This window comes from Enterobacter asburiae, assembly GCF_001521715.1.
In the GTDB taxonomy this organism is placed as follows: domain Bacteria; phylum Pseudomonadota; class Gammaproteobacteria; order Enterobacterales; family Enterobacteriaceae; genus Enterobacter; species Enterobacter asburiae.
In genome coordinates this window covers 4285553-4309444 of sequence record NZ_CP011863.1, presented here as the reverse complement: position 1 = coordinate 4309444, position 23892 = coordinate 4285553, and the positions used below count along the sequence as shown (strand labels likewise).

The 23892-nt window shown below is 58.1% G+C and carries 29 protein-coding genes; 17 read left to right on the top strand and 12 right to left on the bottom strand.

What is annotated here, in order from left to right; genetic code table 11:
* The first annotated feature begins 167 nt into the window (after positions 1 to 167).
* The 7 genes from galP to ruvX all read left to right on the top strand — a co-directional run bounded on the left by galP (position 168) and on the right by ruvX (position 5737).
* Positions 168 to 1565 carry a galactose/proton symporter gene (gene galP / locus ACJ69_RS20935; protein ID WP_023309123.1) on the top strand — a complete coding sequence of 466 codons (1398 nt, stop codon included), beginning with the start codon at positions 168 to 170 and terminating at the stop codon, positions 1563 to 1565.
* A 58-nt stretch (positions 1566 to 1623) separates the two neighbouring features.
* The gene (locus ACJ69_RS20930; RefSeq protein ID WP_059347701.1) at positions 1624 to 2121 is read left to right on the top strand and encodes a SprT family zinc-dependent metalloprotease; all 498 of its coding nucleotides are present in this window, start codon (positions 1624 to 1626) and stop codon (positions 2119 to 2121) included.
* A 94-nt stretch (positions 2122 to 2215) separates the two neighbouring features.
* Positions 2216 to 2923 (top strand): deoxyribonuclease I, encoded by a 708-nt coding sequence (gene endA / locus ACJ69_RS20925; RefSeq protein ID WP_023333343.1) that lies wholly within the window; start codon positions 2216 to 2218, stop codon positions 2921 to 2923.
* Between the two features lie 51 nt (positions 2924 to 2974).
* Positions 2975 to 3706 (top strand): 16S rRNA (uracil(1498)-N(3))-methyltransferase, encoded by a 732-nt coding sequence (gene rsmE, locus ACJ69_RS20920; RefSeq protein WP_023309126.1) that lies wholly within the window; start codon positions 2975 to 2977, stop codon positions 3704 to 3706.
* 19 nt (positions 3707 to 3725) lie between these two features.
* On the top strand, positions 3726 to 4673 hold the full coding sequence (gshB, locus tag ACJ69_RS20915) for a glutathione synthase (RefSeq protein WP_029739222.1): 948 nt from the start codon (positions 3726 to 3728) through the stop codon (positions 4671 to 4673).
* A gap of 87 nt (positions 4674 to 4760) precedes the next feature.
* Positions 4761 to 5321, top strand: a complete 561-nt coding sequence (locus ACJ69_RS20910; protein ID WP_008499752.1) for a YqgE/AlgH family protein — start codon at positions 4761 to 4763, stop codon at positions 5319 to 5321.
* On the top strand, positions 5321 to 5737 hold the full coding sequence (ruvX, locus tag ACJ69_RS20905) for a Holliday junction resolvase RuvX (RefSeq protein ID WP_029739223.1): 417 nt from the start codon (positions 5321 to 5323) through the stop codon (positions 5735 to 5737). Before ACJ69_RS20910 ends, ruvX begins: the two co-directional genes overlap by 1 nt.
* Positions 5738 to 5747: 10 nt before the next feature.
* Here the strand turns inward: ruvX and ACJ69_RS20900 are convergent, their stop codons facing one another.
* The gene (locus ACJ69_RS20900) at positions 5748 to 6728 is read right to left on the bottom strand and encodes a type IV pilus twitching motility protein PilT (protein WP_059347700.1); all 981 of its coding nucleotides are present in this window, start codon (positions 6726 to 6728) and stop codon (positions 5748 to 5750) included.
* A 17-nt stretch (positions 6729 to 6745) separates the two neighbouring features.
* Here ACJ69_RS20900 and ACJ69_RS20895 point away from each other — a divergent pair, with 17 nt between their 5' ends.
* The 6 genes from ACJ69_RS20895 to ACJ69_RS20870 all read left to right on the top strand — a co-directional run bounded on the left by ACJ69_RS20895 (position 6746) and on the right by ACJ69_RS20870 (position 10462).
* Complete coding sequence (locus tag ACJ69_RS20895; RefSeq protein WP_059347699.1) at positions 6746 to 7447, top strand: YggS family pyridoxal phosphate-dependent enzyme; 702 nt, start codon at positions 6746 to 6748, stop codon at positions 7445 to 7447.
* A gap of 21 nt (positions 7448 to 7468) precedes the next feature.
* Positions 7469 to 8035: a YggT family protein gene (locus tag ACJ69_RS20890; protein WP_010435467.1), complete on the top strand. Its 567-nt coding sequence runs from the start codon at positions 7469 to 7471 to the stop codon at positions 8033 to 8035.
* The gene (gene yggU / locus ACJ69_RS20885) at positions 8032 to 8328 is read left to right on the top strand and encodes a DUF167 family protein YggU (protein ID WP_023333349.1); all 297 of its coding nucleotides are present in this window, start codon (positions 8032 to 8034) and stop codon (positions 8326 to 8328) included. Before ACJ69_RS20890 ends, yggU begins: the two co-directional genes overlap by 4 nt.
* A gap of 3 nt (positions 8329 to 8331) precedes the next feature.
* The gene (locus ACJ69_RS20880) at positions 8332 to 8925 is read left to right on the top strand and encodes an XTP/dITP diphosphatase (protein WP_059347697.1); all 594 of its coding nucleotides are present in this window, start codon (positions 8332 to 8334) and stop codon (positions 8923 to 8925) included.
* Positions 8918 to 10060: a radical SAM family heme chaperone HemW gene (gene hemW, locus ACJ69_RS20875; protein WP_059347696.1), complete on the top strand. Its 1143-nt coding sequence runs from the start codon at positions 8918 to 8920 to the stop codon at positions 10058 to 10060. The genes ACJ69_RS20880 and hemW overlap by 8 nt, the downstream gene beginning before the upstream one ends.
* A 63-nt stretch (positions 10061 to 10123) precedes the next feature.
* A complete protein-coding gene (locus ACJ69_RS20870) occupies positions 10124 to 10462 on the top strand; it encodes an endonuclease domain-containing protein (protein WP_059347694.1) in 339 nt (112 codons plus the stop codon).
* A gap of 82 nt (positions 10463 to 10544) precedes the next feature.
* Here the strand turns inward: ACJ69_RS20870 and ACJ69_RS20865 are convergent, their stop codons facing one another.
* Genes ACJ69_RS20865 through trmB form a run of 3 tightly spaced genes read right to left on the bottom strand, consistent with a single transcriptional unit; the run spans position 10545 to position 12363 of the window.
* Positions 10545 to 11261 (bottom strand): YggN family protein, encoded by a 717-nt coding sequence (locus tag ACJ69_RS20865; protein ID WP_054830374.1) that lies wholly within the window; start codon positions 11259 to 11261, stop codon positions 10545 to 10547.
* 56 nt (positions 11262 to 11317) lie between these two features.
* A complete protein-coding gene (locus tag ACJ69_RS20860) occupies positions 11318 to 11644 on the bottom strand; it encodes a YggL family protein (RefSeq protein WP_023333354.1) in 327 nt (108 codons plus the stop codon).
* Positions 11644 to 12363, bottom strand: a complete 720-nt coding sequence (gene trmB / locus ACJ69_RS20855) for a tRNA (guanosine(46)-N7)-methyltransferase TrmB (protein ID WP_047646325.1) — start codon at positions 12361 to 12363, stop codon at positions 11644 to 11646. Before trmB ends, ACJ69_RS20860 begins: the two co-directional genes overlap by 1 nt.
* Positions 12364 to 12507: 144 nt before the next feature.
* On the opposite strand from trmB, the gene mutY reads away from it, so the two are divergent.
* The 4 genes from mutY to ACJ69_RS20835 all read left to right on the top strand — a co-directional run bounded on the left by mutY (position 12508) and on the right by ACJ69_RS20835 (position 16474).
* A complete protein-coding gene (mutY, locus tag ACJ69_RS20850) occupies positions 12508 to 13560 on the top strand; it encodes an A/G-specific adenine glycosylase (protein WP_181599860.1) in 1053 nt (350 codons plus the stop codon).
* 26 nt (positions 13561 to 13586) lie between these two features.
* Positions 13587 to 13859 (top strand): oxidative damage protection protein, encoded by a 273-nt coding sequence (locus ACJ69_RS20845; protein ID WP_023309138.1) that lies wholly within the window; start codon positions 13587 to 13589, stop codon positions 13857 to 13859.
* 56 nt (positions 13860 to 13915) lie between these two features.
* Positions 13916 to 14992 carry a membrane-bound lytic murein transglycosylase MltC gene (gene mltC / locus ACJ69_RS20840; protein WP_047646327.1) on the top strand — a complete coding sequence of 359 codons (1077 nt, stop codon included), beginning with the start codon at positions 13916 to 13918 and terminating at the stop codon, positions 14990 to 14992.
* A gap of 225 nt (positions 14993 to 15217) precedes the next feature.
* On the top strand, positions 15218 to 16474 hold the full coding sequence (locus ACJ69_RS20835) for a nucleoside permease (protein ID WP_059347691.1): 1257 nt from the start codon (positions 15218 to 15220) through the stop codon (positions 16472 to 16474).
* A gap of 79 nt (positions 16475 to 16553) precedes the next feature.
* Here the strand turns inward: ACJ69_RS20835 and citG are convergent, their stop codons facing one another.
* Genes citG through ACJ69_RS20795 form a run of 8 tightly spaced genes read right to left on the bottom strand, consistent with a single transcriptional unit; the run spans position 16554 to position 23865 of the window.
* Positions 16554 to 17357 (bottom strand): triphosphoribosyl-dephospho-CoA synthase CitG, encoded by an 804-nt coding sequence (citG, locus tag ACJ69_RS20830; protein ID WP_059347689.1) that lies wholly within the window; start codon positions 17355 to 17357, stop codon positions 16554 to 16556.
* Positions 17335 to 17874 carry a citrate lyase holo-[acyl-carrier protein] synthase gene (gene citX / locus ACJ69_RS20825; RefSeq protein ID WP_059347688.1) on the bottom strand — a complete coding sequence of 180 codons (540 nt, stop codon included), beginning with the start codon at positions 17872 to 17874 and terminating at the stop codon, positions 17335 to 17337. The genes citG and citX overlap by 23 nt, the downstream gene beginning before the upstream one ends.
* The gene (gene citF / locus ACJ69_RS20820) at positions 17871 to 19394 is read right to left on the bottom strand and encodes a citrate lyase subunit alpha (protein ID WP_059347686.1); all 1524 of its coding nucleotides are present in this window, start codon (positions 19392 to 19394) and stop codon (positions 17871 to 17873) included. The genes citX and citF overlap by 4 nt, the downstream gene beginning before the upstream one ends.
* Before the next feature lie 10 nt (positions 19395 to 19404).
* Positions 19405 to 20280: a citrate (pro-3S)-lyase subunit beta gene (gene citE / locus ACJ69_RS20815; RefSeq protein WP_054830375.1), complete on the bottom strand. Its 876-nt coding sequence runs from the start codon at positions 20278 to 20280 to the stop codon at positions 19405 to 19407.
* Positions 20277 to 20570: a citrate lyase acyl carrier protein gene (gene citD / locus ACJ69_RS20810; protein WP_008499773.1), complete on the bottom strand. Its 294-nt coding sequence runs from the start codon at positions 20568 to 20570 to the stop codon at positions 20277 to 20279. Before citD ends, citE begins: the two co-directional genes overlap by 4 nt.
* Before the next feature lie 16 nt (positions 20571 to 20586).
* The gene (citC, locus tag ACJ69_RS20805; protein WP_059347684.1) at positions 20587 to 21609 is read right to left on the bottom strand and encodes a [citrate (pro-3S)-lyase] ligase; all 1023 of its coding nucleotides are present in this window, start codon (positions 21607 to 21609) and stop codon (positions 20587 to 20589) included.
* 13 nt (positions 21610 to 21622) lie between these two features.
* On the bottom strand, positions 21623 to 22486 hold the full coding sequence (locus ACJ69_RS20800) for a fumarylacetoacetate hydrolase family protein (RefSeq protein WP_021242089.1): 864 nt from the start codon (positions 22484 to 22486) through the stop codon (positions 21623 to 21625).
* A gap of 17 nt (positions 22487 to 22503) precedes the next feature.
* A complete protein-coding gene (locus tag ACJ69_RS20795; RefSeq protein WP_029740738.1) occupies positions 22504 to 23865 on the bottom strand; it encodes a 2-hydroxycarboxylate transporter family protein in 1362 nt (453 codons plus the stop codon).
* Positions 23866 to 23892 lie beyond the last annotated feature (27 nt).

The following is a 23892-nucleotide window of genomic DNA, read 5'->3' as shown; positions in this document are numbered from 1 at the left end:
GCGATGCATATCACCTCGTTTACCTCTATATTTTCAAAGCTTTAATTATTTTTACGGTTCCGCGTTAGTGTAACCGATTACACCTATGTGATTAATCTCACATATTTTTACGGGTCACTCACCTACCCTTTACATCAATAAAACTGATAACCCAACTGGAGGGCATAATGCCTGACAATAAAAAACAGGGGCGTACGTCCAACAAGGCGATGACATTCTTCGTCTGTTTCCTCGCCGCCCTGGCAGGATTACTTTTTGGCCTGGATATCGGCGTCATTGCCGGTGCATTACCTTTCATCACTGACGAGTTCCAGATCAGCGCTCACACCCAGGAGTGGGTGGTCAGCTCCATGATGTTCGGCGCCGCAGTGGGTGCCGTCGGCAGCGGCTGGCTCTCCTTCAAGCTCGGGCGTAAAAAGAGCCTGATGATCGGCGCGATCCTGTTCGTTGCCGGTTCACTCTTCTCTGCCGCTGCGCCTAACGTTGAGGTCCTGCTGGTTTCCCGCGTGCTGCTCGGTCTGGCCGTGGGCGTGGCGTCCTATACCGCCCCGCTTTACCTGTCTGAAATCGCGCCGGAGAAAATCCGCGGCAGTATGATTTCGATGTATCAGCTCATGATCACCATCGGTATTTTGGGCGCGTATCTTTCCGATACCGCGTTTAGCTACAGCGGCGCATGGCGCTGGATGCTCGGCGTGATCATCATTCCGGCCATTCTGCTGCTGATTGGCGTCTTCTTCCTGCCGGACAGCCCGCGCTGGTTCGCCGCGAAACGTCGATTCCACGATGCCGAACGCGTACTGATGCGCCTGCGCGACACCAGCGCCGAAGCGAAAAACGAGCTGGAAGAGATCCGCGAAAGCCTGAAGGTCAAACAGTCCGGCTGGGCGCTGTTTAAAGAGAACAGCAACTTCCGCCGCGCGGTGTTCCTCGGCGTGCTGCTTCAGGTGATGCAGCAGTTCACCGGGATGAACGTCATCATGTATTACGCGCCAAAAATCTTTGAGCTGGCGGGCTATACCAACACCACCGAGCAGATGTGGGGGACCGTCATCGTGGGTCTGACCAACGTGCTGGCGACCTTTATCGCCATCGGTCTGGTGGACCGCTGGGGACGTAAGCCAACCCTGACGCTGGGCTTCCTGGTGATGGCTGCCGGTATGGGTGTCCTCGGTACCATGATGCATGTGGGCATTCACTCACCAACCGCCCAGTACTTTGCGGTCGGCATGCTGCTGATGTTTATCGTCGGGTTTGCGATGAGCGCCGGCCCGCTGATTTGGGTACTGTGCTCTGAGATCCAGCCGCTGAAAGGGCGTGATTTTGGTATCACCTGCTCTACCGCAACCAACTGGATTGCCAACATGATTGTCGGCGCAACGTTCCTGACCATGCTCAATACCCTGGGCAACGCGAACACCTTCTGGGTCTACGCTGGTCTGAACATCTTCTTTATTGTGCTGACTATCTGGCTGGTTCCAGAAACCAAACACGTTTCTCTGGAACATATTGAACGTAACCTGATGAAAGGTCGTCCGCTGCGCGAAATCGGCGCCCACGACTGATCCTCATGCGGGAGGCGCCTCTTGCGCCTCCCCGCTTCGCGCTTTATGCTCTGCCCCTATGAAAGCGCCCCGTCTCCCCATCGCCCTTCAGCAAGCCGTTATGCGCTGCCTGCGGGAAAAACTCGCCCAGGCGAACCTGAACCTCGGTCGCAATTACCCTGAACCTAAGATCGTTTATCAGCAGCGCGGAACCGCGGCGGGTACTGCCTGGCTCGAGCCCTATGAGATCCGCCTTAACCCGGTGCTGATGATGGAAAACCAGCAGGCGTTTATCGAGGAAGTGGTACCGCACGAGCTGGCGCATTTGCTGGTGTGGAAACACTTCGGACGCGTCGCGCCCCACGGAAAAGAGTGGAAGTGGATGATGGAAGCGGTGCTCGGCGTTCCGGCACGCCGTACCCACCAGTTCGAGCTGGAATCGGTGCGCCGCAATACCTTCCCCTACCGCTGCCAGTGTCAGCAGCACCAGCTTACCGTCCGCCGCCATAATCGCGTGGTGCGCGGCGAGGCGACTTACCGCTGCGTCAAATGCGGCGAGCCGCTGGTTGCGGAATAATCATCTGAACTTTCAGGAACTTTCCTGATCTGACTGATTGCATACGGGAACAACATTCGTTACGTTGCGGGCTCGTTTTGACACGGAGTGTAAGATGTCCCGTAATTTTTCTCTCGCGGTCGCCTTTCTGACGACGGCGCTCTCAGGCCATGCTCTGGCCGACGGTATCAACAGTTTTTCCCAGGCTAAGGCAGCAGGCGTGAAGGTGAACGCCGATGTGCCGGGCGATTTCTACTGCGGCTGTAAAATTAACTGGCAGGGTAAAAAAGGGGTCGTTGACCTTGAGTCCTGCGGCTATAAGGTGCGTAAAAACGAAAACCGCGCCAGCCGTATTGAATGGGAGCATGTCGTTCCGGCCTGGCAGTTTGGCCACCAGCGCCAGTGCTGGCAGGATGGCGGACGTAAAAACTGCGCCAAAGATCCGGTTTATCGCCAGATGGAAAGCGATATGCATAACCTGCAGCCTGCCGTAGGTGAAGTGAACGGCGACCGGGGTAATTTCATGTACAGCCAGTGGAACGGTGGCGAAGGCCAGTACGGGCAGTGCGGTATGAAGGTTGATTTTAAAGAGAAAGTCGCCGAGCCCCCTGCCCGCGCGCGCGGCAGTATCGCCCGTACCTACTTCTATATGCGTGACCGTTACGACCTCAACCTCTCCCGCCAGCAGACGCAGCTGTTCAACGCCTGGGACAAGCAGTACCCGGTGACGGAATGGGAATGCCAGCGCGACGAGCGCATCGCCAGAGTCCAGGGGAATCACAACCCTTACGTCCAGCGGGCTTGCCAGGCGCAAAAGAGCTAACCTACACTACGGCCATTCGCTTATATCGCATGACACATGGAATTTCTGACTATGCGCATTCCCCGCATTTACCATCCTGAACTGATTACCGCAGGCCGCGAAATCGCCCTGTCTGATGACGCCGCCAACCACGTTGGCCGCGTGCTGCGCATGGGCGCAGGTCAGGCAATACAGCTGTTCGACGGTTCGAACCAGGTTTTCGACGCGGAAATCACGCGGTCTGATAAAAAAAGCGTACACGTTAACGTCCTGCGTGGCGAAGTGGATGATCGGGAATCACCGCTGCACATCCATCTGGGCCAGGTGATGTCGCGCGGCGAGAAAATGGAGTTCACCATACAGAAATCCATTGAACTGGGTGTAAGCCTCATTACGCCACTTTTTTCTGAGCGCTGTGGCGTTAAACTGGATGCGGAACGTCTGAACAAAAAGATCCAGCAGTGGCAGAAAATTGCCATTGCGGCTTGCGAACAGAGCGGCCGCAATCGTATTCCGGAGATCCGCCCGGCGATGGATCTGGAGGACTGGTGTGCAGAAGAGGAGAGCGGGCTGAAGCTCAATCTTCATCCGCGCGCCAGTGCCAGCATCAATACGTTGCCCCTGCCCGTTGAGCGCGTACGCCTGCTGATTGGCCCCGAAGGCGGCCTGTCGGCGGACGAAATTGCGATGACGGCACGTTACCAGTTTACTGATATTCTGTTGGGACCTCGCGTTCTGCGCACTGAGACAACGGCACTCACGGCCATTACCGCGCTACAGGTACGGTTTGGCGATCTGGGTTGAAGCATTAACGGAGAAGAACATGATCAAGCTCGGCATCGTGATGGACCCCATCGCAAACATTAACATCAAGAAAGATTCCAGCTTCGCCATGCTGCTGGAAGCGCAGCGTCGCGGCTATGAACTCCACTATATGGAGATGAACGATCTTTACCTGATCAACGGTGAAGCGCGCGCGCGCACCCGCATCGTTAACGTCGAGCAAAACTACGACAAATGGTACGAGTTCGGCACCGAGCAGGACATTGCCCTGGCCGATCTCAACGTGATCCTGATGCGTAAAGATCCGCCGTTCGACACCGAATACATCTACAGCACCTACATCCTTGAGCGTGCAGAAGAGAAAGGCACGCTGATCGTCAACAAGCCGCAGAGCCTGCGCGACTGCAACGAGAAGCTCTACACCGCCTGGTTCTCTGACCTGACGCCGGAAACCCTGGTGACCCGCAGCAAAGCGCAGCTGAAGGAATTCTGGCAGAAGCACGGCGATATCATCATGAAGCCGCTGGACGGCATGGGCGGCGCGTCGATTTTCCGCGTGAAAGAGAGCGACCCGAACATTGGCGTGATTGCCGAAACGCTGACCGAACTCGGCACGCGTTACTGCATGGCGCAGAACTATATTCCGGCGATCAAAGACGGCGACAAACGCGTTCTGGTGGTGGATGGCGAACCGGTTCCTTACTGCCTGGCACGTATCCCGCAGGGTGGCGAAACCCGAGGTAATCTGGCCGCCGGTGGCCGCGGCGAGCCGCGCCCGCTGACCGAAAGCGACTGGGAAATTGCCCGCCGCGTTGGCCCGACGCTGAAAGCCAAAGGCCTGATCTTCGTTGGCCTGGATATCATCGGCGATCGTCTTACCGAAGTGAACGTCACCAGCCCGACCTGCATTCGTGAAATTGAAGCGGAATTCCCGATTTCGATCACCGGAATGCTGATGGACGCTATCGAAAAACGTTTACAGAAATAACCTAACAATACTATTAGTGACAGCGCCTGTGTTTGTCCCCATACTGGGCGCTGTCGCTTTTTAAACCAGGAAACAGTACCTCTGACAATGAATTTACAGCATCACTTTCTTATTGCCATGCCTGCTCTCCAGGACCCGATTTTTCGCCGTGCCGTGGTTTATATTTGTGAATACAATGAAGACGGCGCGATGGGTATTATCATCAATAAACCACTGGAAAATCTTCAGGTTGAAGGAATTCTGGACAAGCTGAAAATACCGGCTGAAGCGCGACTGCCGGAAATCCGGCTTGATAAACCGGTGATGCTGGGTGGACCTCTTGCAGAAGATCGCGGCTTTATCCTGCATACGCCGCCGGTATTCTCTTCCAGTATTCGAATTTCGGATAACACCGTCATCACGACCTCGCGTGATGTGCTCGAAACGCTAGGCACCGCAGAGCAGCCTTCTGAAGTGCTGGTGGCGCTGGGCTATTCGTCGTGGGAGAAAGGCCAGCTTGAGCAAGAGATCCTTGATAACGCCTGGCTTACGGCGCCTGCGGACATGAATATCCTGTTTAAAACCCCTATCGCCGATCGCTGGCGTGACGCGGCGAAACTGATTGGCATTGATATCCTGACCATGCCTGGCGTAGCGGGGCACGCCTGATGAGCGGAACGCTTCTGGCCTTCGATTTTGGTACCAAAAGCATTGGCGTCGCCGTGGGTCAGCGCATCACCGGTACCGCGCGTCCGCTTACGGCCCTGAAGGCTAATGACGGCACGCCCGACTGGAATCTTATCGAACGTCTGCTCAAAGAGTGGCAGCCGGATGACGTGATTGTTGGGCTCCCGCTGAACATGGACGGCACAGAACAGCCGCTTACCGCCCGGGCGCGTAAGTTCGCCAATAAAATCCATGGCCGCTTTGGCGTCTCCGTGAAGCTTCACGACGAGCGTCTCAGCACCGTCGAAGCGCGTGCGGGCCTGTTTGAGCACGGCGGCTTCCGTGCGCTCAACAAAGGCAGCGTGGACTCCGCTTCTGCCGTGATTATCCTCGAAAGCTATTTCGACCAGGGCTTTTAACCACAGGGGCCTACAGCCGCCCCTGCGCCCGTCTCTCCGCCAGGCTCTGGTCAAAGTTCTGCATTCCTGCCTGCTGACCGGTTTGAATGATCCCGGGCAGTTGCCACGTTTTCCCTTCGCGAATCAAATTCGCCGCCGCCGCAGTGTTCACCAGCAGTTCATACAACGCGACGCGCCCGCCCTGTAGATCGGGAAGCAGCCTCTGCGCCAGCACCGCCCGCAGGCTGCCGGCCAGCTGGTTACGCACCGGATCTTTCTCCTGCGCCGGGAACGTATCGACCAGCCGTTCAATCGCCTGCGATGCCCCGCGCGTATGCAGCGTCGCCAGCACCAGATGTCCGGTTTCCGCCGCCGTCAGCGCCAGGCGGATCGTTTCGCTGTCGCGCAGCTCCCCCAGCAGAATAACGTCCGGATCCTGGCGTAAGGCGCCGCGCAGCGCTTCAGCAAATGACGGGCTGTGCTGGCCTATCTCCCGCTGCTGGATCAGGCAACGCTCGCTCTGGTAGATAAACTCCACCGGATCTTCAAGCGTGAGGATATGGCCGTCAGCATGGTGGTTGAGAAAATCGACCATCGCCGCCAGCGTAGTGGATTTGCCGCTGCCGGTCGCCCCCGTGACCAGAATCAGCCCGGCGTCATTGGACAACAGTTCCGGGATCGCCCGCGGCGCGCCCAGCGAAGAGAGTTGCGGGCAGGTACGCGGCAACAGCCGCAGCGTCAAAGAGACACCTCTCATCTGCTTAAAGGCACTGCCGCGCAGCCGCTGGTCTCCCGTCACCGTCGCGGCAAAATCCACCTGCCCCTTTGCCCACCATGTTCCCTGCTGCTCATCGTTAAGCCATGCTTTTAATAACGCCCCAACGTCGGGAGGCGGAAAGGGAGCGGGTTCAAGCCGGCCTAATCTGCGCCAGCGCGGTGGTGAATCACTGCACAGGTGTAGATCGGAGACGTTATGCTTTACACTAAGGGCCACAATTTCTTCCACATCCATAGACTACTCCTCGGAAAATGAACGACATTGCGCATAACCTGGCACAGGTCCGGGACAAAATCTCAGCCGCCGCAACGCGCTGCGGCCGTGCTTCAGAAGAAATTACGCTGCTTGCAGTCAGCAAAACCAAGCCTGCGAGCGCCATCGCAGAAGCCATTGATGCAGGCCAGCGGGCGTTTGGTGAAAACTACGTGCAGGAAGGCGTGGATAAAATTCGCTACTTCCAGGAACAGGGGAAGACGAGCCTGCAATGGCACTTTATTGGCCCGCTGCAGTCGAACAAAAGCCGTCTGGTGGCAGAGCACTTCGACTGGTGCCACACCATCGACCGACTGCGTATTGCTACCCGCCTGAATGACCAGCGGCCCGCAGAGATGCCCGCGCTTAACGTGCTGATTCAGGTCAACATCAGCGACGAAAACAGCAAGTCCGGAATTGCGCTGAGCGAACTGGACGCGCTGGCCGCAGACGTGGCCGCCCTTCCGCGCATAACCCTGCGTGGGCTGATGGCCATTCCGGCGCCTGAGTCAAGTTATGAAAGGCAGTTTGCCGTGGCACAGCAAATGGCTGTAGCATTTGAGGCGCTTAAAGCGCGCTATAACACGGTAGACACGCTTTCCCTGGGCATGTCGGATGATATGGAAGCCGCCATCGCGGCAGGCAGCACTATGGTGCGCATCGGTACGGCAATTTTCGGTGCGCGCGACTACTCAAAATAATAAGGAAACCTGAGGAACGCCATGAAGACGTTGACTTTCCTGCTCTCAACAGTGCTTGAGCTGTATACGATGGCGCTTTTGCTGCGCGTCTGGATGCAGTGGGCCCGCTGTGATTTTTACAATCCGTTCTCGCAGTTTGTCGTGAAAATCACGCAACCTGTTGTCGGACCGCTGCGCCGCATTATCCCGGCGATGGGTCCCATCGACAGTTCGTCTCTGCTGGTGGCATTTATTCTGAGCGTTATCAAAGCGATCGTGCTGTTTATGGTCATCACCTTCCAGCCGATTATCTGGATTGCCGCGGTCCTGATTCTGGTCAAAACCGTCGGCCTGCTGATTTTCTGGGTGCTGCTGGTCATGGCCATCATGAGCTGGGTAAGCCAGGGCCGTAGTCCGGTAGAATATGCGCTGATCCAACTGGCCGAGCCGCTGCTGCGCCCGATTCGCAACCTGCTGCCTTCGATGGGCGGTATTGATTTTTCCCCGATGATCCTGGTTCTGCTGCTCTATGTGGTCAACATGGGGATCGCTGAGCTGTTACAGTCCACGGGCAATATGCTGCTGCCGGGGCTGTGGATGGCGCTATGAGTGCCGTAAGCACCTGCGCTGACGGGCTGGTTTTGCGGCTGTATATTCAGCCAAAAGCCAGCCGTGACAGTATTGTTGGGCTGCATGGCGACGAGTTAAAAGTCGCCATCACCGCCCCGCCGGTTGACGGCCAGGCGAACGCGCATCTGACCAAATATCTGGCAAAACAGTTTCGCGTCGCCAAAAGCCAGGTCATCATTGAAAAAGGTGAACTGGGTCGACATAAACAGGTAAAAATCCTTAATCCGCAATCTATCCCGACGGAAGTCGCGGCTCTGAAAGAACAGGACTAAACCATGCAGAAAGTTGTTCTCGCGACCGGCAACGCCGGTAAAGTGCGCGAGCTGGCCTCGCTATTAAATGATTTTGGGCTGAACGTGGTCGCCCAGACCGATCTTGGCGTGGAGTCCGCCGAAGAGACGGGGCTGACGTTTATCGAAAACGCGATCCTGAAAGCGCGCCACGCCGCGCAGATTACCGGCCTGCCAGCAATTGCCGACGACTCCGGCCTGGCCGTGGACTTCCTGGGCGGTGCACCGGGGATTTACTCTGCGCGCTATTCCGGCGTGGACGCCACCGACCAGCAGAATCTGGAAAAGCTGCTTGTCGCCCTGAAAGACGTACCGGACGAACAGCGCACCGCGCAGTTCCACTGCGTGCTGGTCTATATGCGCCACGCGGAAGACCCGACGCCGATCGTCTGTCACGGCAGCTGGCCGGGCGTGATAACCCGTGAAGCGGCTGGCAACGGCGGCTTTGGCTACGACCCGATTTTCTTTGTCCCGACCGAGGGCAAAACCGCTGCGGAACTGACCCGCGAAGAGAAAAGCGCGATATCCCACCGAGGACGCGCGCTGAAACTGTTACTGGAAGCACTGCGTAATGGCTAATTTGCCGCCTCTGAGTCTTTATATTCACATCCCGTGGTGCGTGCAGAAATGCCCATACTGCGATTTCAACTCTCACGCGCTGAAGGGCGAGGTGCCGCATGATGACTACGTTGCGCATCTGCTGGCCGACCTGGACGCCGATGTCGCTTACGCACAGGGACGTGAAGTTAAGACCATTTTCATTGGTGGCGGTACGCCGAGCCTGCTGTCCGGCCCGGCGATGCAGACGCTGCTGGACGGCGTGCGCGCGCGCCTGAACCTGGCGGCGGATGCGGAAATTACGATGGAAGCCAACCCCGGCACCGTTGAGGCCGACCGTTTCGTCGAGTATCAGCGCGCGGGCGTGAACCGCATCTCCATCGGCGTCCAGAGCTTTAGCGAACCGAAGCTAAAACGTCTGGGGCGCATTCACGGCCCGGAAGAGGCGAAGCGCGCGGCAAACCTGGCGACCGGGCTGGGCCTTCGCAGCTTTAACCTGGATTTGATGCACGGCCTGCCGGATCAGTCGCTGGAAGAGGCGCTGGACGACCTGCGCCAGGCGATCGAACTGAACCCGCCGCACCTGTCGTGGTATCAGCTCACCATCGAGCCAAACACGCTGTTCGGTTCCCGCCCGCCGGTGCTGCCGGACGACGACGCGCTGTGGGATATCTTCGAGCAGGGTCACAGGCTTCTAACCGCTGCGGGCTATCAGCAGTATGAAACGTCCGCGTACGCGAAGCCGGGCTATCAGTGCCAGCACAACCTGAACTACTGGCGCTTTGGCGACTACCTGGGAATTGGCTGCGGCGCGCACGGCAAGGTGACCTTCCCGGACGGGCGCATTCTGCGCACCGCCAAAACCCGCCACCCGCGTGGATACATGGAAGGCCGCTACCTGGAGCGTCAGCACGACGTTGAGGCGGCGGATAAGCCGTTTGAGTTCTTTATGAACCGCTTCCGTCTGCTGGAAGCCGCGCCGCGCGCGGAATTTGCGCGTTACACCGGGCTGCCGGAGTCGGTGATTCGTCCACAGATTGACGAGGCGCTGGCGCAGAGGTATCTCACCGAGAGTGAGGAATACTGGCAGATCACCGAGCACGGCAAGCTGTTCTTAAATTCCCTTCTTGAGCTGTTCCTCGCCGAAGAATCCTGAAGGCTGATTCAGGATTTTGCATCCCGCTCTGCCGGCTGAGGAAAAGGCTGGCAGAGTGTGGGGATGGAAAAATCAAAACAACTCCGCAAAGAAATGACGCCCGAAGAATTACGCCTCTGGTATTTGCTCAGAGGTCGTCGTTTCTTTGGGTATAAGTTTCGCCGTCAGATGCCGATTGGGGCCTATATCGTCGATTTTGCCTGCTTTAAGGCGAAACTGATCGTTGAGCTGGATGGGGGACAACATCAGGGTGAAGAGGACTATGATTCACGTCGTACCGCGTTTTTGAATACGAACGGATGGGAAGTCGTAAGGTTCTGGAATAATGAATTCAGGGCTAATGAGGAGGTGGTATTGATGGCTATTCTGCAGCGACTGCAATGCCTGATGCCCTCACCCTAACCCTCTCCCACAGGGAGAGGGAACGATTACACCCTCTCCCATGGGGAGAGGGCCGGGGTGAGGGGCCCAGCGCGCAGAGATCTTACTTAAGCGTCCCCACCAGCGCCTTCCGGCTATCTTCCAGCGACACCACGCGTTTACACACGTCCTTGCCGAACTGCTGGAAATCATCTTCCTGGTTCTTCCACTCGTTCTGAATGGAGGTCTGCAAGCCGCCCAGACTGCCCAGCACGCCCTGCAGCGGGTTACCGCCGCCTTTCAGCACGGCTTTCGCCCCCATCTCGTTGATGCTGTCCTGCAGGATGCCGCCCATCGCCTCATTCACCAGCTGCTGCCCGTCAGCGCGGACCTGATCGATCGCCTTGTAGTGGAACGTCAGGCCGTCGGTGCGCGTCTCGATAATGCGGTTCATCTGCTCTTTAAGCTGCTTATCGAGCTTCGTCAGGCGGGTGCGCATGTTGCTGCTCTCACCCACTTCTTTAGTAATGATCTTATCCAGCGCGACGCGGCTTTTCTCAACGCGGGTCAGCGCGCCGTCGTTAATCCACGGCAGTGCGGTACGCAGCTCAGCCTGGTAATCCTTCGCCTGCTCGCGCTGCGCGGCAGTCAGGTTTTGCGGCTTGCCGTTAAACGTCACGTTACCATCCGGCGTAATCACCAGATTGCCGTTCTCGCCTTTGACCTGCACGGTTTGCGGGCTTAACACCACGTCATCACGCGGGGTGACGCTACATTGATAATCCGCATGGGCGGTGAATCCGGTTGCCATCAAAGCAACAGCCAGTAACGTTTTGCGCATCTTAAACACTCCCTCAGACAAAATGGGCCAGCTAATGCTGGCCCCTTACTGCTTTATTAGTCCCACCAAACGTCGAAAAGTTCGCTGACGCGGACATCTTCGAGCTTGTGGTCTTCAAGCCATTTACGTACCAGCGCCTGATGTTCTTCGGTGCATTTACCCACTTCCTGGGTGCAGATCAGACCTTCCCAGGCCAGGTAACCGCTACCGTCGAAGGCCAGCTTGTTTGGCTCAATCACGTCATTGATGAACGCATCCACGTCCCGATCGATCTGTTCTACACTGGTTCCTTCCGGGAAACGCCACGCAACGGAGAAGCCCACTTCCTGGAATTCTTCGATGTGCATCTTTTTACGCAGACGACGGCTACGATTCTTTGCCATTATTTCACCCTCTCGAACATTAAGTCCCATACACCGTGACCAAGACGATGGCCACGCTGTTCAAATTTCGTTACCGGACGCGATTCCGGACGCGGTACATAGTCGTTACTCTCAGACAGGTTTTTATACCCGTCCAGCGACGACATCACTTCCAGCATATGTTCCGCATACGGTTCCCAATCGGTCGCCATATGGAAGACACCGCCCAGCTTCAGCTTACTTTTCACCAGCTCGGCAAACGGTGCCTGAACGATACGGCGTTTATTATGACGTGCTTTGTGCCACGGGTCAGGGAAAAAGAGCTGAACCATGGTTAAAGAATTGTCAGGAATCATTTTATGCAGCACTTCCACCGCGTCGTGACACATCACGCGCAGGTTCTCAACACCCTCTTCATGGGCCGTTGCCAGGCATGCCCCCACGCCCGGAGAGTGAACTTCGATACCGAGGAAGTTCTGCTCCGGTCGCGCTTTCGCCATGGTCACCAGCGAGGTGCCCATACCAAAACCGATCTCCAGCGTGACGGGTGCTTCGCGGCCAAACAGCTCGGTAAAGTCCAGAGGCTGCTCGCTGAACTCAACGCCCATCACCGGCCAGTAGTTGTCCAGCGCATGTTGCTGCCCTTTTGTCAGGCGACCCTGACGGCGGACAAAGCTGCGAATACGGCGCAGCGGGCGACCGTTTTCATCAAATTCCGGTGAAATGACGTCGTTTTTCATAAAAGAGTTGTCTGCTTGTGAGAATGTTCGGGAAACGGGCATTATCCAAAGTTAAGGCTTCTATGCAAGCATGGGAAAGATCCGGTTTACAGCAGATTGACGCTGTGCTGCAATCTGCGTCCCTGATTATGCGAATCGATGACCATGCAAGCCTCTCAATTTTCAGCCCAGGTGCTGGACTGGTACGACAAATACGGGCGTAAAACCCTGCCCTGGCAAATTGAAAAAACGCCTTACAAAGTATGGCTCTCCGAGGTGATGTTGCAACAAACGCAGGTCGCCACGGTCATTCCTTACTTCGAGCGTTTTATGGCGCGCTTCCCGACGGTGACCGATCTGGCCAACGCCCCGCTGGACGAGGTCCTTCATCTGTGGACCGGTCTTGGCTATTACGCCCGCGCGCGTAACCTTCACAAGGCCGCACAGCAGGTCGCGACGCGCCACAACGGGAAATTCCCGGAAACCTTCGATGAGGTGGCCGATCTTCCCGGCGTAGGACGTTCAACCGCAGGCGCCATTCTCTCCCTGTCTTTAGGCAAGCATTTCCCGATCCTCGACGGCAACGTGAAGCGCGTGCTGGCACGCTGCTACGCCGTCGACGGCTGGCCGGGGAAGAAGGACGTTGAAAAACGTCTTTGGGAAATAAGTGAAGCGGTCACCCCGTCCAACGGCGTCGAGCGTTTCAACCAGGCGATGATGGATCTCGGCGCGATGGTCTGCACGCGCTCAAAACCAAAATGCGAACTCTGCCCGGTGAATAATCTCTGCGTGGCGTATGCCAACCATTCGTGGGCGCAATATCCGGGTAAGAAACCCAAACAGACGCTGCCGGAGCGCACCGGCTATATGCTGCTGATGCAGCACGGCGACGAGGTATTCCTCGCCCAGCGTCCACCGAGCGGCCTGTGGGGTGGTCTATACTGCTTCCCACAGTTTGAAAATGAAGACTTGCTGCGTGAATGGCTTAAACAGCGCGGGATTGCTGCCGATAACCTGACGCAGCTGACCGCGTTTCGCCATACGTTCAGCCATTTCCACCTGGATATTGTCCCCATGTGGCTTCCCGTGTCGTCATTTGTCTCGTGCATGGATGAAGGCACCGCTCTCTGGTATAACTTAGCGCAACCGCCATCAGTCGGACTGGCGGCTCCCGTGGAGCGCCTGTTACAGCAATTACGTGCCGGTGCAATGGTTTAGCATCGACAAGAAAAAGAGGAATGAGTATGGCCAGAACGATTTTTTGTACTTTCCTGCAGCGTGACGCTGAAGGCCAGGATTTCCAGCTTTATCCGGGCGACCTGGGTAAACGCATCTACAATGAAATCTCCAAAGAAGCCTGGGGACAGTGGCAGAAAAAGCAGACCATGCTGATCAACGAGAAAAAACTCAGCATGATGAACCCGGAGCACCGCAAGCTGCTGGAGCAGGAGATGGTGAGCTTCCTGTTCGAAGGTAAAGACGTGCACATCGAAGGCTATACGCCACCGGAAAAATAACAGCGTGCGGGGGAAACCCCGCCGTTAAAGCAAACACAACACGCACTCCCGGAATGATGAAAAAACTTTTAGCGCTAGCCCTTGTTGCGCCGTTGCTTGTCTCGTGTTCGTCAAAAAAAGGCGAAGATTACAACGAAGCCTGGATCAAGGACACCAACGGTTTTGACATTTTGATGGGGCAGTTTGCCCACAACATCGAGAATATATGGGGATTTAACGAAGTTCTTATTGCCGGACCTAAGGACTACGTTAAGTACACCGACGCCTATCAGACCCGAAGCCACATCAACTTTGATGAGGGTACGATCACGGTTGAGACCATCGCAGGAACCGACCCTGCGGCACGACTCCGTCAGGCGATTATCAAAACCCTGCTGATGGGTGACGATCCGGGATCTATCGATCTCTACTCCGATGCCGACGATATCACGATCTCGAAAGAGCCGTTCCTGTACGGCCAGGTTGTCGATCAGACCGGCCAGCCGATCCGCTGGGAAGGTCGCGCCACGAAATTTGCCGACTACCTACTGCAGACGCGCCTGAAAAGCCGCTCTAACGGTCTGAAGATTATCTACAGCGTCACCATCAACCTCGTCCCGAACCACCTCGACAAGCGTGCGCATAAGTACATTGGGATGGTGCGTCAGGCCTCGCGCAAGTACGGCGTGGATGAGTCGCTGATCCTGGCGATTATGCAGACCGAATCATCGTTCAACCCGTACGCGGTAAGCCGTTCCGACGCCCTGGGGCTGATGCAGGTAGTGCAGCACAGCGCCGGTAAAGACGTCTTCCGCGCGCAGGGGAAATCCGGCACGCCGAGCCGCAGCTATCTGTTCGATCCGCAGAGCAACATTGATACCGGCACGGCCTACCTGGCGATGCTGAACAATGTCTACCTGGGCGGAATTGATAACCCAACGTCGCGCCGCTATGCGGTGATCACCGCCTATAACGGCGGTGCGGGCAGCGTGCTGCGCGTCTTTTCGAATGACAAAGTGCAGGCCGCAAACATCATCAACAGCATGGCGCCGGGGGATGTCTACTCAACCCTCACCACCCGCCACCCGTCTGCGGAATCCCGTCGCTATCTGTATAAGGTGAATACGGCGCAGAAGAACTATCGTCGTCGCTAAAAATCGCCCCCTCACCCTAACCCTCTCCCCAAAAGGGAGAGGGAACGTGAACACCCATACGAAAATGTTATTTGCATCACAATCCAAACTGCAAATTAATGTGGATTGCATTTTTTTGCGGGAGGTAACAAAACATATTGTTGCCAACTGATAGAATTGCATCAAATAACAACCCTGAATGTTCCCAAAACAACATATCTCCCGCTCACTTGTGAGGAAAGTAACATGAACCTTAAGCTGCAGCTTAAAATTTTGTCGTTTCTGCAGTTCTGCCTGTGGGGTAGCTGGCTGACTACACTCGGCTCCTATATGTTTGTAACGCTCAAGTTCGACGGTGCGTCAATCGGTGCCGTTTACAGCTCGCTCGGTATTGCGGCTGTCTTCATGCCAACGCTGCTGGGTATCGTGGCGGATAAATGGTTGAGTGCGAAATGGCTGTACATGCTTTGCCATCTGGTGGGCGCGGGGACGCTGTTTATGGCAGCCCAGGTGACCACGCCGGGGGCGATGTTCATGGTGATCCTGCTTAACTCGCTGGCCTATATGCCAACGCTTGGCCTGATCAACACCATCTCCTACTACCGCCTGAAGTCCGCGGATATGGATATCGTGACCGATTTCCCGCCAATCCGTATCTGGGGCACCATCGGCTTTATCATGGCAATGTGGGGCGTGAGCTTCGCTGGCTTCGAACTGAGCCATATGCAGCTCTATATCGGTGCGGCGCTCTCCGTGGTGCTGGCGATCTTCACCCTGACGCTGCCAACCATTCCGGTTTCTAACCAGCAGAAAAACCAGAGCTGGAGCACCATGCTCGGCCTGGACGCGTTCGCGCTGTTTAAAAACAAACGCATGGCGATCTTCTTTATCTTCTCCATGCTGCTGGGCGCAGAGCTGCAGATCACCAACATGTTCGGCAACACCTTCCTGCACAGCTTCGATAACAACCCGCTGTTCTCCGGCAGCTTTATCGTTGAACATGCGTCGGTGATGATGTCCATCTCTCAGATCTCTGAGACGCTGTTCATTCTGACCATCCCGTTCTTCCTGAGCCGCTACGGCATCAAAAACGTCATGCTGATCAGTATCGCGGCATGGATGCTGCGCTTCGGCCTGTTCGCCTACGGTGACCCGAGCGCGTTCGGCACCGTGCTGCTGGTGCTGTCGATGATCGTTTACGGCTGCGCCTTCGACTTCTTCAACATCTCCGGTTCGGTGTTTGTGGAAAAAGAGGTGAAGCCTGAAATCCGCGCCAGCGCGCAGGGCATGTTCCTGATGATGACCAACGGCTTCGGCTGTATTCTGGGCGGAGTGGTAAGCGGTAAAGTGGTTGAGATGTACACCACCAACGGCATCACCAACTGGCAGCCCGTGTGGCTGATCTTCGCGGCATACTCGCTGGTGCTGTTCTTCGCGTTCATCGCACTGTTCAAGTACAAGCACGTGCGCGAGCCGCACGGTGCACAGCCTATTGCGCATTGATTGTTGTGCCCGGTGGCGCTGCGCTTACCGGGCCTACAAAACCAGACCGTAGGCCGGGTAAGGCGAAGCCGCCACCCGGCTATTTTATTGCAGACAGCACCCACCCCACCGACAGCAAATCCGCGCTGCCGCCCGGGCTCAGATTGCGTTCAATCAATGCCTTATCCATCTTAAGCAGCGCCTCGCGATCCCAGCCGTTAGCCAGTAATTCCCGCGCGTAGCCCTGAACGTAGCGCAGCCCTTCAATGCCGCCGCGCGACACAAGATTGCTGTCCTGATTGACCGCCATCAGGCGCAACAGCAGGCCGTGGAGCGACTGTCCGTTCCACTGCGCCAGCGCCCTACGCGCCGTCGCAAAGCCGCTTTCCGCCTCTCCGCGCGCGCCGGTTAAGCCGTACTGCTGAAACTGCCGCTCGCCCGCCGTCGCCTGTCCGCTGCGCGCGGCCAGCTCCCGCGATACCAGCCCGCTGCAGATGTTACTCACCTCACAGCAGAGGCTGCTTGCGGAGATATTTTTCACACGCCCGGCGGCGAAGCACAGTAAACCCAGGGCAAAAATCCCGCCCTTGTGGGTGTTCACTCCGTTCGTCGCGGCGTACATCGCCTGCTCGCAGGCCATCCCCATCGGGCGGATAATACGAAGCTGTGCGTCAGCGGGTTTATCCGCATGCGCACTACCCAGCTCGGCAAAACGCGAAAACCACGGCGTAATCGCCGCAATGCTGCGGACGAACAGCGCGTGGTCCATATCGCGATGGGAACCGTTATTGAGCTTGTCCACCAGCCCCGGCTTGGGCGTCAGCTCCAGCTCCTGCCACAGCGCCGCTTCGGCAAGCGCGGGCACGTCAGCCGGACGAGATTTAGTCGCGAGCAAACCAGTCATCGATCGTCTTCTCCACGCGGGAAACTACCGCCTCAACAGGATGCTTTCGCGAACGGGAGCAGGCGTGAGCGGGCTCGTCGCAGATCAGGCAGCGTCTGAGGTTTGCCCCCAGCGACTGACGCCCGACGTGGCCGTACTGAGGGCAGATCACGTCCAGATCCCACAGCCTGCCGAGCGGGTGCGTCTGCTCCAGATCCGCACAGTGCGCTTTGATTTCCGCCGCCGGATGGGCCACGCACCACAGGGCTTCTGGCCCGGTCGGGAGCCACAGCACCTGGCGGTCCAGCACCGGCCAGCGGTTTTCCCACAGCAGCTGGTCGCACATTTGCAGCGCCACGCCCATGGTATTGCGATAGCGCAGGCTGTCTTTGATTTCCCCTGGCGTGACCAGCGTGAGGGAAATCACCGGTTGTTGATAGTGCGCAAGCATGTCAGCCTGGCGCGCTGCGCGGCGCTCTTTCGCCGCCAGCAGTTCATCCAGGCTGACACCCGCCCGCACGGGTGTCGCTAAAGTCACACTTCCTCCTTCACCTGTCGTACGGTGTCGATCACGCTGCCGTCGCGGTAGCGGATCACCCCGACGATTTTGTCGGTAAATTCAATCGGTTTCGGTACGCCCGTCAGGGAAATCGCCCGCTCGTAAAGCGCGCTGATATCCACAACTTTGAGCCCGGCTTCCAGCAGCCGCTCGCGGATCTCCGGGCGCGCCGGGTTGACCGCAATGCCGTGGTCGGTGACCAGCACGTCGATGCTTTCGCCCGGCGTGAGGCGCGTGGTGACGCGCTTCACTACCGTTGGAATGCGGCTGCGCAGCAGCGGCGCGACGACGATGGTCAGGTTTGCCGCGGCGGCCACGTCGCAGTGTCCGCCGGACGCCCCGCGCATCACGCCGTCGGAGCCGGTGATAACGTTGACGTTGAAATCAACGTCGATTTCCAGCGCGCTGAGGATCACCACGTCGAGCTGGTCGCAGCTTGCCGCCTTGCTGCCAGGGTTGGCGTAAACGTTGGTGGAGATCTCCACGTGGTTCGGGTTGCGCGCCAGCGAGGCCGCCGCCTGGTCGTCAAAGCACTGGGTATCGAGCAGCTTTTCGATGAGCCCCTTCTCGTGCAGATCCACCAGGCTGCCGGTGATGCCGCCAAGCGCAAAGCGCGCCTTCACGCCGCTGCGCTCCATCTTCTCTTCCATAAAGCGCGTGCAGGCGGTCGCCGCCGCGCCGGAGCCGGTCTGCATCGAGAAGCCAGGTTTGAAGTAGCCGGAGTGTTCAATGACGTCCGCCGCATAGCGGGCGATCATCAGCTCGCGCGGGTTGCTGGTGACGCGCGCCGCGCCAACGCTGATTTTCGCCGGGTCGCCAACGCTTTCAACCAGCACGATGTAGTCCACCTGGTCCTGCACCAGGCTGGCGGGCATATTGGGGAACGGCACCAGTTCTTCCGTCAGCAGCACCACCTTGCGGGCAAAGTGCGCGTCCACCATCGCATAACCCAGGGATCCGCAGCACGATTTACCGTGCGTGCCGTTGGCGTTGCCAAACTCATCGCTGCACGGCACGCCGAGAAACGCCACGTCGATGTTCAGCTCGCCGTCCTGGAGCAGCTTCACGCGCCCGCCGTGGGAGTGGATTTGCACCGGCTCGTCCATCAGCCCGTGGGAGATGGCATCCGCCAGCCTGCCGCGCATGCCCGAGGTGTATATCCGGGTGATGACGCCGCTTTCGATATGCTCGATCAGCGCGTCGTTGCAGGTCATCAGCGAGCTGGAGGCTAGCGTTAAGTTTTTAAAACCCATTCGCGCCAGCAGCGCCACGACGGTGTTGATCACCCGGTCGCCTTCGCGAAACGCGTGGTGGAAGGAGATGGTCATCCCGTCCTGCAGGCCGCAACGCTTAACCGCCTCTTCAACAGAGGCGCAGAGCTTGCGGCTGTGCTTCGCGTCGCTGTCCGCCAGCCACGGCGTGGCGCTGTGGGCGGTATCAAAGGGTTTGAAGTCCCGCAGATGGGGAAAATTCACGTGAAGAAGTTCTGTCTGATTCATTATTTTATCCTTACCGACGCACGCCGGAGGCCGCCGCGCGCTCCAGCACCACCTGCGCGTGGTTAATAATCGGTGCATCCACCATTTTGCCGTTGAGCGACACCACGCCCAGGCCGTTACGCTCGCCCTCTTCTGCCGCCTCAATCACCCTTTTGGCGTGATCCACCTCATCCTGCGTCGGGGCGTAGGCGTTGTGCAGCAGGTCAATCTGGCGCGGGTTAATCAGCGATTTGCCGTTAAAGCCCATCTTGCGGATCAAATCGACCTCGCGCAGGAACCCTGCCTCGTCGTTAACGTCTGACCACACCACGTCGAAGGCGTCGATGCCCGCCGCGCGGGCGGCGTGCAGCACGGCGCAGCGGGCGTAGAACAGCTCGGTGCCGTCGCCGCGCTCGGTCTGCATGTCCATCACGTAGTCAAAGGCGGCCAGCGCAATCCCGATGAGGCGCGGAGAGCTGCGGGCAATCGCCACGGCGTTGATGACGCCAATGGCCGATTCAATCGCCGCCATCACGCGGGTGGAGCCGACCTCGCGGCCGCACTCGCTTTCGATACGTTCGAGGTGGCCTTCCAGCTCGTAGATATCGTCCGGCGTGTCGGTTTTCGGCAGGCGGATCACGTCCACGCCGGCCCGCACGGCGGCCTCCAGATCCAGCAGGCCAAACGGCGTGCTGAGCGGGTTAATGCGCACCACGGTTTCAATATCCTGATACATCGGGTGCTGCAGCGCGTGGAACACCAGCATGCGCGCGGTATCCTTCTCGCGCAGGGCGACGGCGTCCTCAAGATCAAACATGATGGAGTCGGGACGGTAGATAAAGGCGGTTGAGAGCATGGCGGCGTTGGCGCCCGGCAGGAACAGCATACTGCGGCGGAGTTTGCTCATTTCAGCGCCCCCCAGTTGATGGCCTGTTCATCGGCGGCACGCATCAGCGCGCTTTGCAGGCGGGCGCGGATAACACAGTCCAGCGCCCCTTTGTCTTCAATAATGATTAATCCCTGGTGCACGTTCATGGCGCGCAACGTGTCGTTGACCACCTGGCGAATCTGCTCGCCAAACTGCTTAATCACTTCACTGTGGATGACTATCTCCAGCTCGCCGTGAGCGGGAGCGATTTTCACCATCAGGTCGCTGGACTCCTGCGTTCCGGCCAGCGCCTCCCTTACAATTTTCATGATAAATTCCTGGTAGTTAAGCGACTTCCGCACTCGCACGGTAATGCGTTTCGAGATGCGCGAAGGTGGAGTCCGGGACAATCTCCCGGATCCGGGAAAACTGCTGTGTCTTCAGTAAGCGGCGCACTTCGGACGCTGAAATAGCGTTGCCGGTGGCCTTGATGCGCGGCATTTCCACCACCTCGATATGCGAGGCCAGCAGGTCGTGCAGCGTCTGGTTGTACTGGCGGGTGATATCGCAAAACGGCTCCGAGCCGATGAAGCGGTGCGTAATGCCCAGCGCCGGGGCAATAAAGTCCCGGAAGATCAGCACGTCGATCTCGCTCCACGCCTGCTGCACTTTGCCGGTCTCCTTCAGGAAGTAGGCCGGGAAGGTGGCGCGGGAGATGATGTACTGCGAGCCTTCATGCACTACCACGTTCGGCAGATGCGCCACGCCCGCGCGCACCATCTCGAGGCGCGCGCTGAACGGGAAGAACGAGGCGTCTTCACGCACCACGAACAGGTGCAGGGCGTCGCACCGCTGCGCCGCCTGCTCAACCAGATGGCGGTGGCCGAGGGTGAACGGATTGGCGTTCATCACTATCGCGCCAATGTTCTCCCCGCACTTGCGCTTCGCGCGCAGGGAACGGCAGTAGCGTTCGATCCCCTGCGGGGTGTTCTCCATCAGCACCGCGTTGTTCCCGCTCTGGGCAATCGGCCAGAAGCCGCTGCGGGCAAAGCGCTCCCGGTTGCACGGACGGGTGCAGAGGAAGAGATGAAAATGGCCGCACTCCAGCGCCGCATTTTCCACCTCTGCAAGCAGCCGCGCGCTGAGGTTCTCGCCGCGAAGCTGCTCGTTAACCGCCACGCATTTAATGACGTTGGCAGCAAGCCCTGCGCAACCCACCAGCTGCGAGCCGGACCAGGCTTCGACAAACAGCGTGATGTCGTTGTCCAGGCCAAGGCCGCTGTCTGCCAGCAGGTAGCGGATCTGGCTTAAGCGTTCCGGGTGTTTCGCCACGACGGTGTGGCGAAAATCGATGGGTTGCGAGTGCATGCTGCCGCCTTACTTAATGTGCTGCCGCAAGCCCGACGGCTGGCGCTTCCACGATCACGTTGCTCAGATGACCGATATGCTCGATCTCCACCTCAATGCGATCCCCTTCCTTCATAAATAGCGGCGGATTGCGCTTTTTACCCACCCCGCCCGGAGATCCGGTGATGATCACGTCGCCCGGGCTGAGGCGGGTGAAAGTGCTGATGTACTCGATCAGCTCCGCAACCTTGTGGATCATGCTGCTGGTGTTGTCTTCCTGCACCATGCGGCCGTTCAGCCAGGTGCGGATCGCCAGCTGGTGCGGATCCGGGATCTCGTCCGCCGTCGCCATCCACGGCCCAAACGCGCCGGTTTTGCGCCAGTTTTTACCGGCGGTAAACCAGGTGTGCTGCCAGTCGCGGGCGGAGCCGTCCATGTAGCAGCTGTAGCCCGCCACGTGGCGCAGGGCGTCATCGCGGCTGATGTTCTCCCCGCCTTTACCGATAATCACCGCCAGCTCGCCTTCGTAGTCGAATTCGCTGGAGTGGCGCGGCTTCAGCACCGGCTCGTTGTGGCCGGTCTGTGAATCGGGGAAGCGGACAAACAGCGTCGGCGCCGGGTTATGCTGGTCAAACTCCTTGCGCTTGTCGGCGTAGTTCATGCCCACGCAGAGGATCTTTTCCGGCTGCTCGATCACCGGTAAGAAGGTGATGGCGCTCATCGGCACGTCCACGGCGTCGTTCAGGTAGCGGGTGGCCTGCGCCAGCCCGTTGCCCTGCAGCAGCGCCTTAAGGTCGCTGTAGCGGTCGCCGAGACGGCGGCCTAAATCAATCACGCCGTCGGCCTGGACGATGCCGTAGCTGCGTTTTCCCTGGTATAAAAAGCTTGCGAGTTTCATTGTTCTTTCCTGAAAACTTAAACGAGGAAGTTGCCCAGAATCAGCAGTGAGACAGAGACGTTAATCGCCCCGCCGATACGGGTAGCAATCTGGGCGAACGGCATCAGGCTCATGCGGTTGCCTGCGGTCAGGATCGCCACGTCGCCGGTACCGCCCTGGCCGCTCTGGCAGCAGGAGACGATGGCGACATCAATCGGGTGCATACCAATCTTTTTGCCGACGAAGAAGCCGGTGGCGACCAGTGCAGAAACGGTGCTGACAATCACCAGCAGGTTGCTGACGGTGAACGCCGCCACCAGTTCATGCCACGGGGTGATAGCCACGCCGACGGCGAAGAGGATTGGATAGGTCACGGAGGTCTGGAAGAATTTGTACACCACCTGAGAGCCTTCCAGCAGGCGCGGAGAGGCGCCGTTGCAGAGCTTCACCAGTACCGCCATAAACAGCATGCCGACCGGTGCGGGCAGGCCAATCAGCTTGTGGCCAAGCATTCCCAGCATGTAGAGCAGCACCGCCAGCAGCGCGCCGGAGGCGATAGTGGTGACGTCCGCTTTGCCGGAAAACGCAGGCTGAGAGACCGTAGCATCGGCATTCGCGCGGTTAGGCATCAGCTGACCTTCACCGGTCAGGTGCGGGAAGCGTTTACCGAGCTGGTTCAGGCAGCCGGAGATGATGATTGCCGTCAGACCGCCGAGCATTACCATCGGCAGCACGCGGCCGAGCGCCACGCCCTGGTCCATGTGCAGCAGGGTGGCATAGCCGATGGAAAGCGGGATCGCCCCTTCCCCGACGCCGCCCGCCATAATCGGCAGAATGATAAAGAAGAAGATCTGGAACGGCTCAAGACCCAGCGCCAGGCCCACGCCCATCCCCACCAGCATGCCGACGATTTCGCCGCACAGCATCGGGAAGAAGATGCGCAGGAAGCCCTGAATCAGCACCGTGCGGTTCATGCTCATGATGCTGCCGACGATAATGCAGCAGATGTAGAGATAGAGAATGTTGGTGGATTTGTAGAACTTGGTGGTGGACTCGACCACCACGTCCGGCAGCAGGCCATAATAGACCAGCGCGGAAGGGATAAAGGTGGCGCAAATCGCCGCCGCGCCGAGCTTGCCGACAATCGGAAGGCGTTTGCCAAACTCGCCGCAGGCAAAGCCGAAGAAGGCCAGCGTTGCCACCATGACCACGATATCGCTCGGCAGTTTTCCGCCCAGGCAATCAATAGCAATCAGCGCGCCCGCCAGAACGAACAGCGGCAGAGGAATAATCCCAACTTTCCAGGTATCCATAATATGCCACCAGCGCTCTTTGAGCGAAGGTCGCTGAATTTCAATCGGGTCGTGGGTAACAGAGAAAGAATCGTCAGTTGTGCTCATAATAAGCCCCTTGGTTATTTTGTGCAT

What these genes read in the sequence shown, in the direction of transcription:
- galP (WP_023309123.1), top strand. Translation starts at nt 168, where the DNA reads ATGCCTGACAATAAAAAACAGGGGCGTACGTCCAACAAGGCGATGACA.
- ACJ69_RS20930 (WP_059347701.1), top strand. Translation starts at nt 1,624, where the DNA reads ATGAAAGCGCCCCGTCTCCCCATCGCCCTTCAGCAAGCCGTTATGCGC.
- endA (WP_023333343.1), top strand. Translation starts at nt 2,216, where the DNA reads ATGTCCCGTAATTTTTCTCTCGCGGTCGCCTTTCTGACGACGGCGCTC.
- rsmE (WP_023309126.1), top strand. Translation starts at nt 2,975, where the DNA reads ATGCGCATTCCCCGCATTTACCATCCTGAACTGATTACCGCAGGCCGC.
- gshB (WP_029739222.1), top strand. Translation starts at nt 3,726, where the DNA reads ATGATCAAGCTCGGCATCGTGATGGACCCCATCGCAAACATTAACATC.
- ACJ69_RS20910 (WP_008499752.1), top strand. Translation starts at nt 4,761, where the DNA reads ATGAATTTACAGCATCACTTTCTTATTGCCATGCCTGCTCTCCAGGAC.
- ruvX (WP_029739223.1), top strand. Translation starts at nt 5,321, where the DNA reads ATGAGCGGAACGCTTCTGGCCTTCGATTTTGGTACCAAAAGCATTGGC.
- ACJ69_RS20900 (WP_059347700.1), bottom strand. Translation starts at nt 6,728, where the DNA reads ATGGATGTGGAAGAAATTGTGGCCCTTAGTGTAAAGCATAACGTCTCC.
- ACJ69_RS20895 (WP_059347699.1), top strand. Translation starts at nt 6,746, where the DNA reads ATGAACGACATTGCGCATAACCTGGCACAGGTCCGGGACAAAATCTCA.
- ACJ69_RS20890 (WP_010435467.1), top strand. Translation starts at nt 7,469, where the DNA reads ATGAAGACGTTGACTTTCCTGCTCTCAACAGTGCTTGAGCTGTATACG.
- yggU (WP_023333349.1), top strand. Translation starts at nt 8,032, where the DNA reads ATGAGTGCCGTAAGCACCTGCGCTGACGGGCTGGTTTTGCGGCTGTAT.
- ACJ69_RS20880 (WP_059347697.1), top strand. Translation starts at nt 8,332, where the DNA reads ATGCAGAAAGTTGTTCTCGCGACCGGCAACGCCGGTAAAGTGCGCGAG.
- hemW (WP_059347696.1), top strand. Translation starts at nt 8,918, where the DNA reads ATGGCTAATTTGCCGCCTCTGAGTCTTTATATTCACATCCCGTGGTGC.
- ACJ69_RS20870 (WP_059347694.1), top strand. Translation starts at nt 10,124, where the DNA reads ATGGAAAAATCAAAACAACTCCGCAAAGAAATGACGCCCGAAGAATTA.
- ACJ69_RS20865 (WP_054830374.1), bottom strand. Translation starts at nt 11,261, where the DNA reads ATGCGCAAAACGTTACTGGCTGTTGCTTTGATGGCAACCGGATTCACC.
- ACJ69_RS20860 (WP_023333354.1), bottom strand. Translation starts at nt 11,644, where the DNA reads ATGGCAAAGAATCGTAGCCGTCGTCTGCGTAAAAAGATGCACATCGAA.
- trmB (WP_047646325.1), bottom strand. Translation starts at nt 12,363, where the DNA reads ATGAAAAACGACGTCATTTCACCGGAATTTGATGAAAACGGTCGCCCG.
- mutY (WP_181599860.1), top strand. Translation starts at nt 12,508, where the DNA reads ATGCAAGCCTCTCAATTTTCAGCCCAGGTGCTGGACTGGTACGACAAA.
- ACJ69_RS20845 (WP_023309138.1), top strand. Translation starts at nt 13,587, where the DNA reads ATGGCCAGAACGATTTTTTGTACTTTCCTGCAGCGTGACGCTGAAGGC.
- mltC (WP_047646327.1), top strand. Translation starts at nt 13,916, where the DNA reads ATGAAAAAACTTTTAGCGCTAGCCCTTGTTGCGCCGTTGCTTGTCTCG.
- ACJ69_RS20835 (WP_059347691.1), top strand. Translation starts at nt 15,218, where the DNA reads ATGAACCTTAAGCTGCAGCTTAAAATTTTGTCGTTTCTGCAGTTCTGC.
- citG (WP_059347689.1), bottom strand. Translation starts at nt 17,357, where the DNA reads ATGACTGGTTTGCTCGCGACTAAATCTCGTCCGGCTGACGTGCCCGCG.
- citF (WP_059347686.1), bottom strand. Translation starts at nt 19,394, where the DNA reads ATGAATCAGACAGAACTTCTTCACGTGAATTTTCCCCATCTGCGGGAC.
- citE (WP_054830375.1), bottom strand. Translation starts at nt 20,280, where the DNA reads ATGAGCAAACTCCGCCGCAGTATGCTGTTCCTGCCGGGCGCCAACGCC.
- citD (WP_008499773.1), bottom strand. Translation starts at nt 20,570, where the DNA reads ATGAAAATTGTAAGGGAGGCGCTGGCCGGAACGCAGGAGTCCAGCGAC.
- citC (WP_059347684.1), bottom strand. Translation starts at nt 21,609, where the DNA reads ATGCACTCGCAACCCATCGATTTTCGCCACACCGTCGTGGCGAAACAC.
- ACJ69_RS20800 (WP_021242089.1), bottom strand. Translation starts at nt 22,486, where the DNA reads ATGAAACTCGCAAGCTTTTTATACCAGGGAAAACGCAGCTACGGCATC.
- ACJ69_RS20795 (WP_029740738.1), bottom strand. Translation starts at nt 23,865, where the DNA reads ATGAGCACAACTGACGATTCTTTCTCTGTTACCCACGACCCGATTGAA.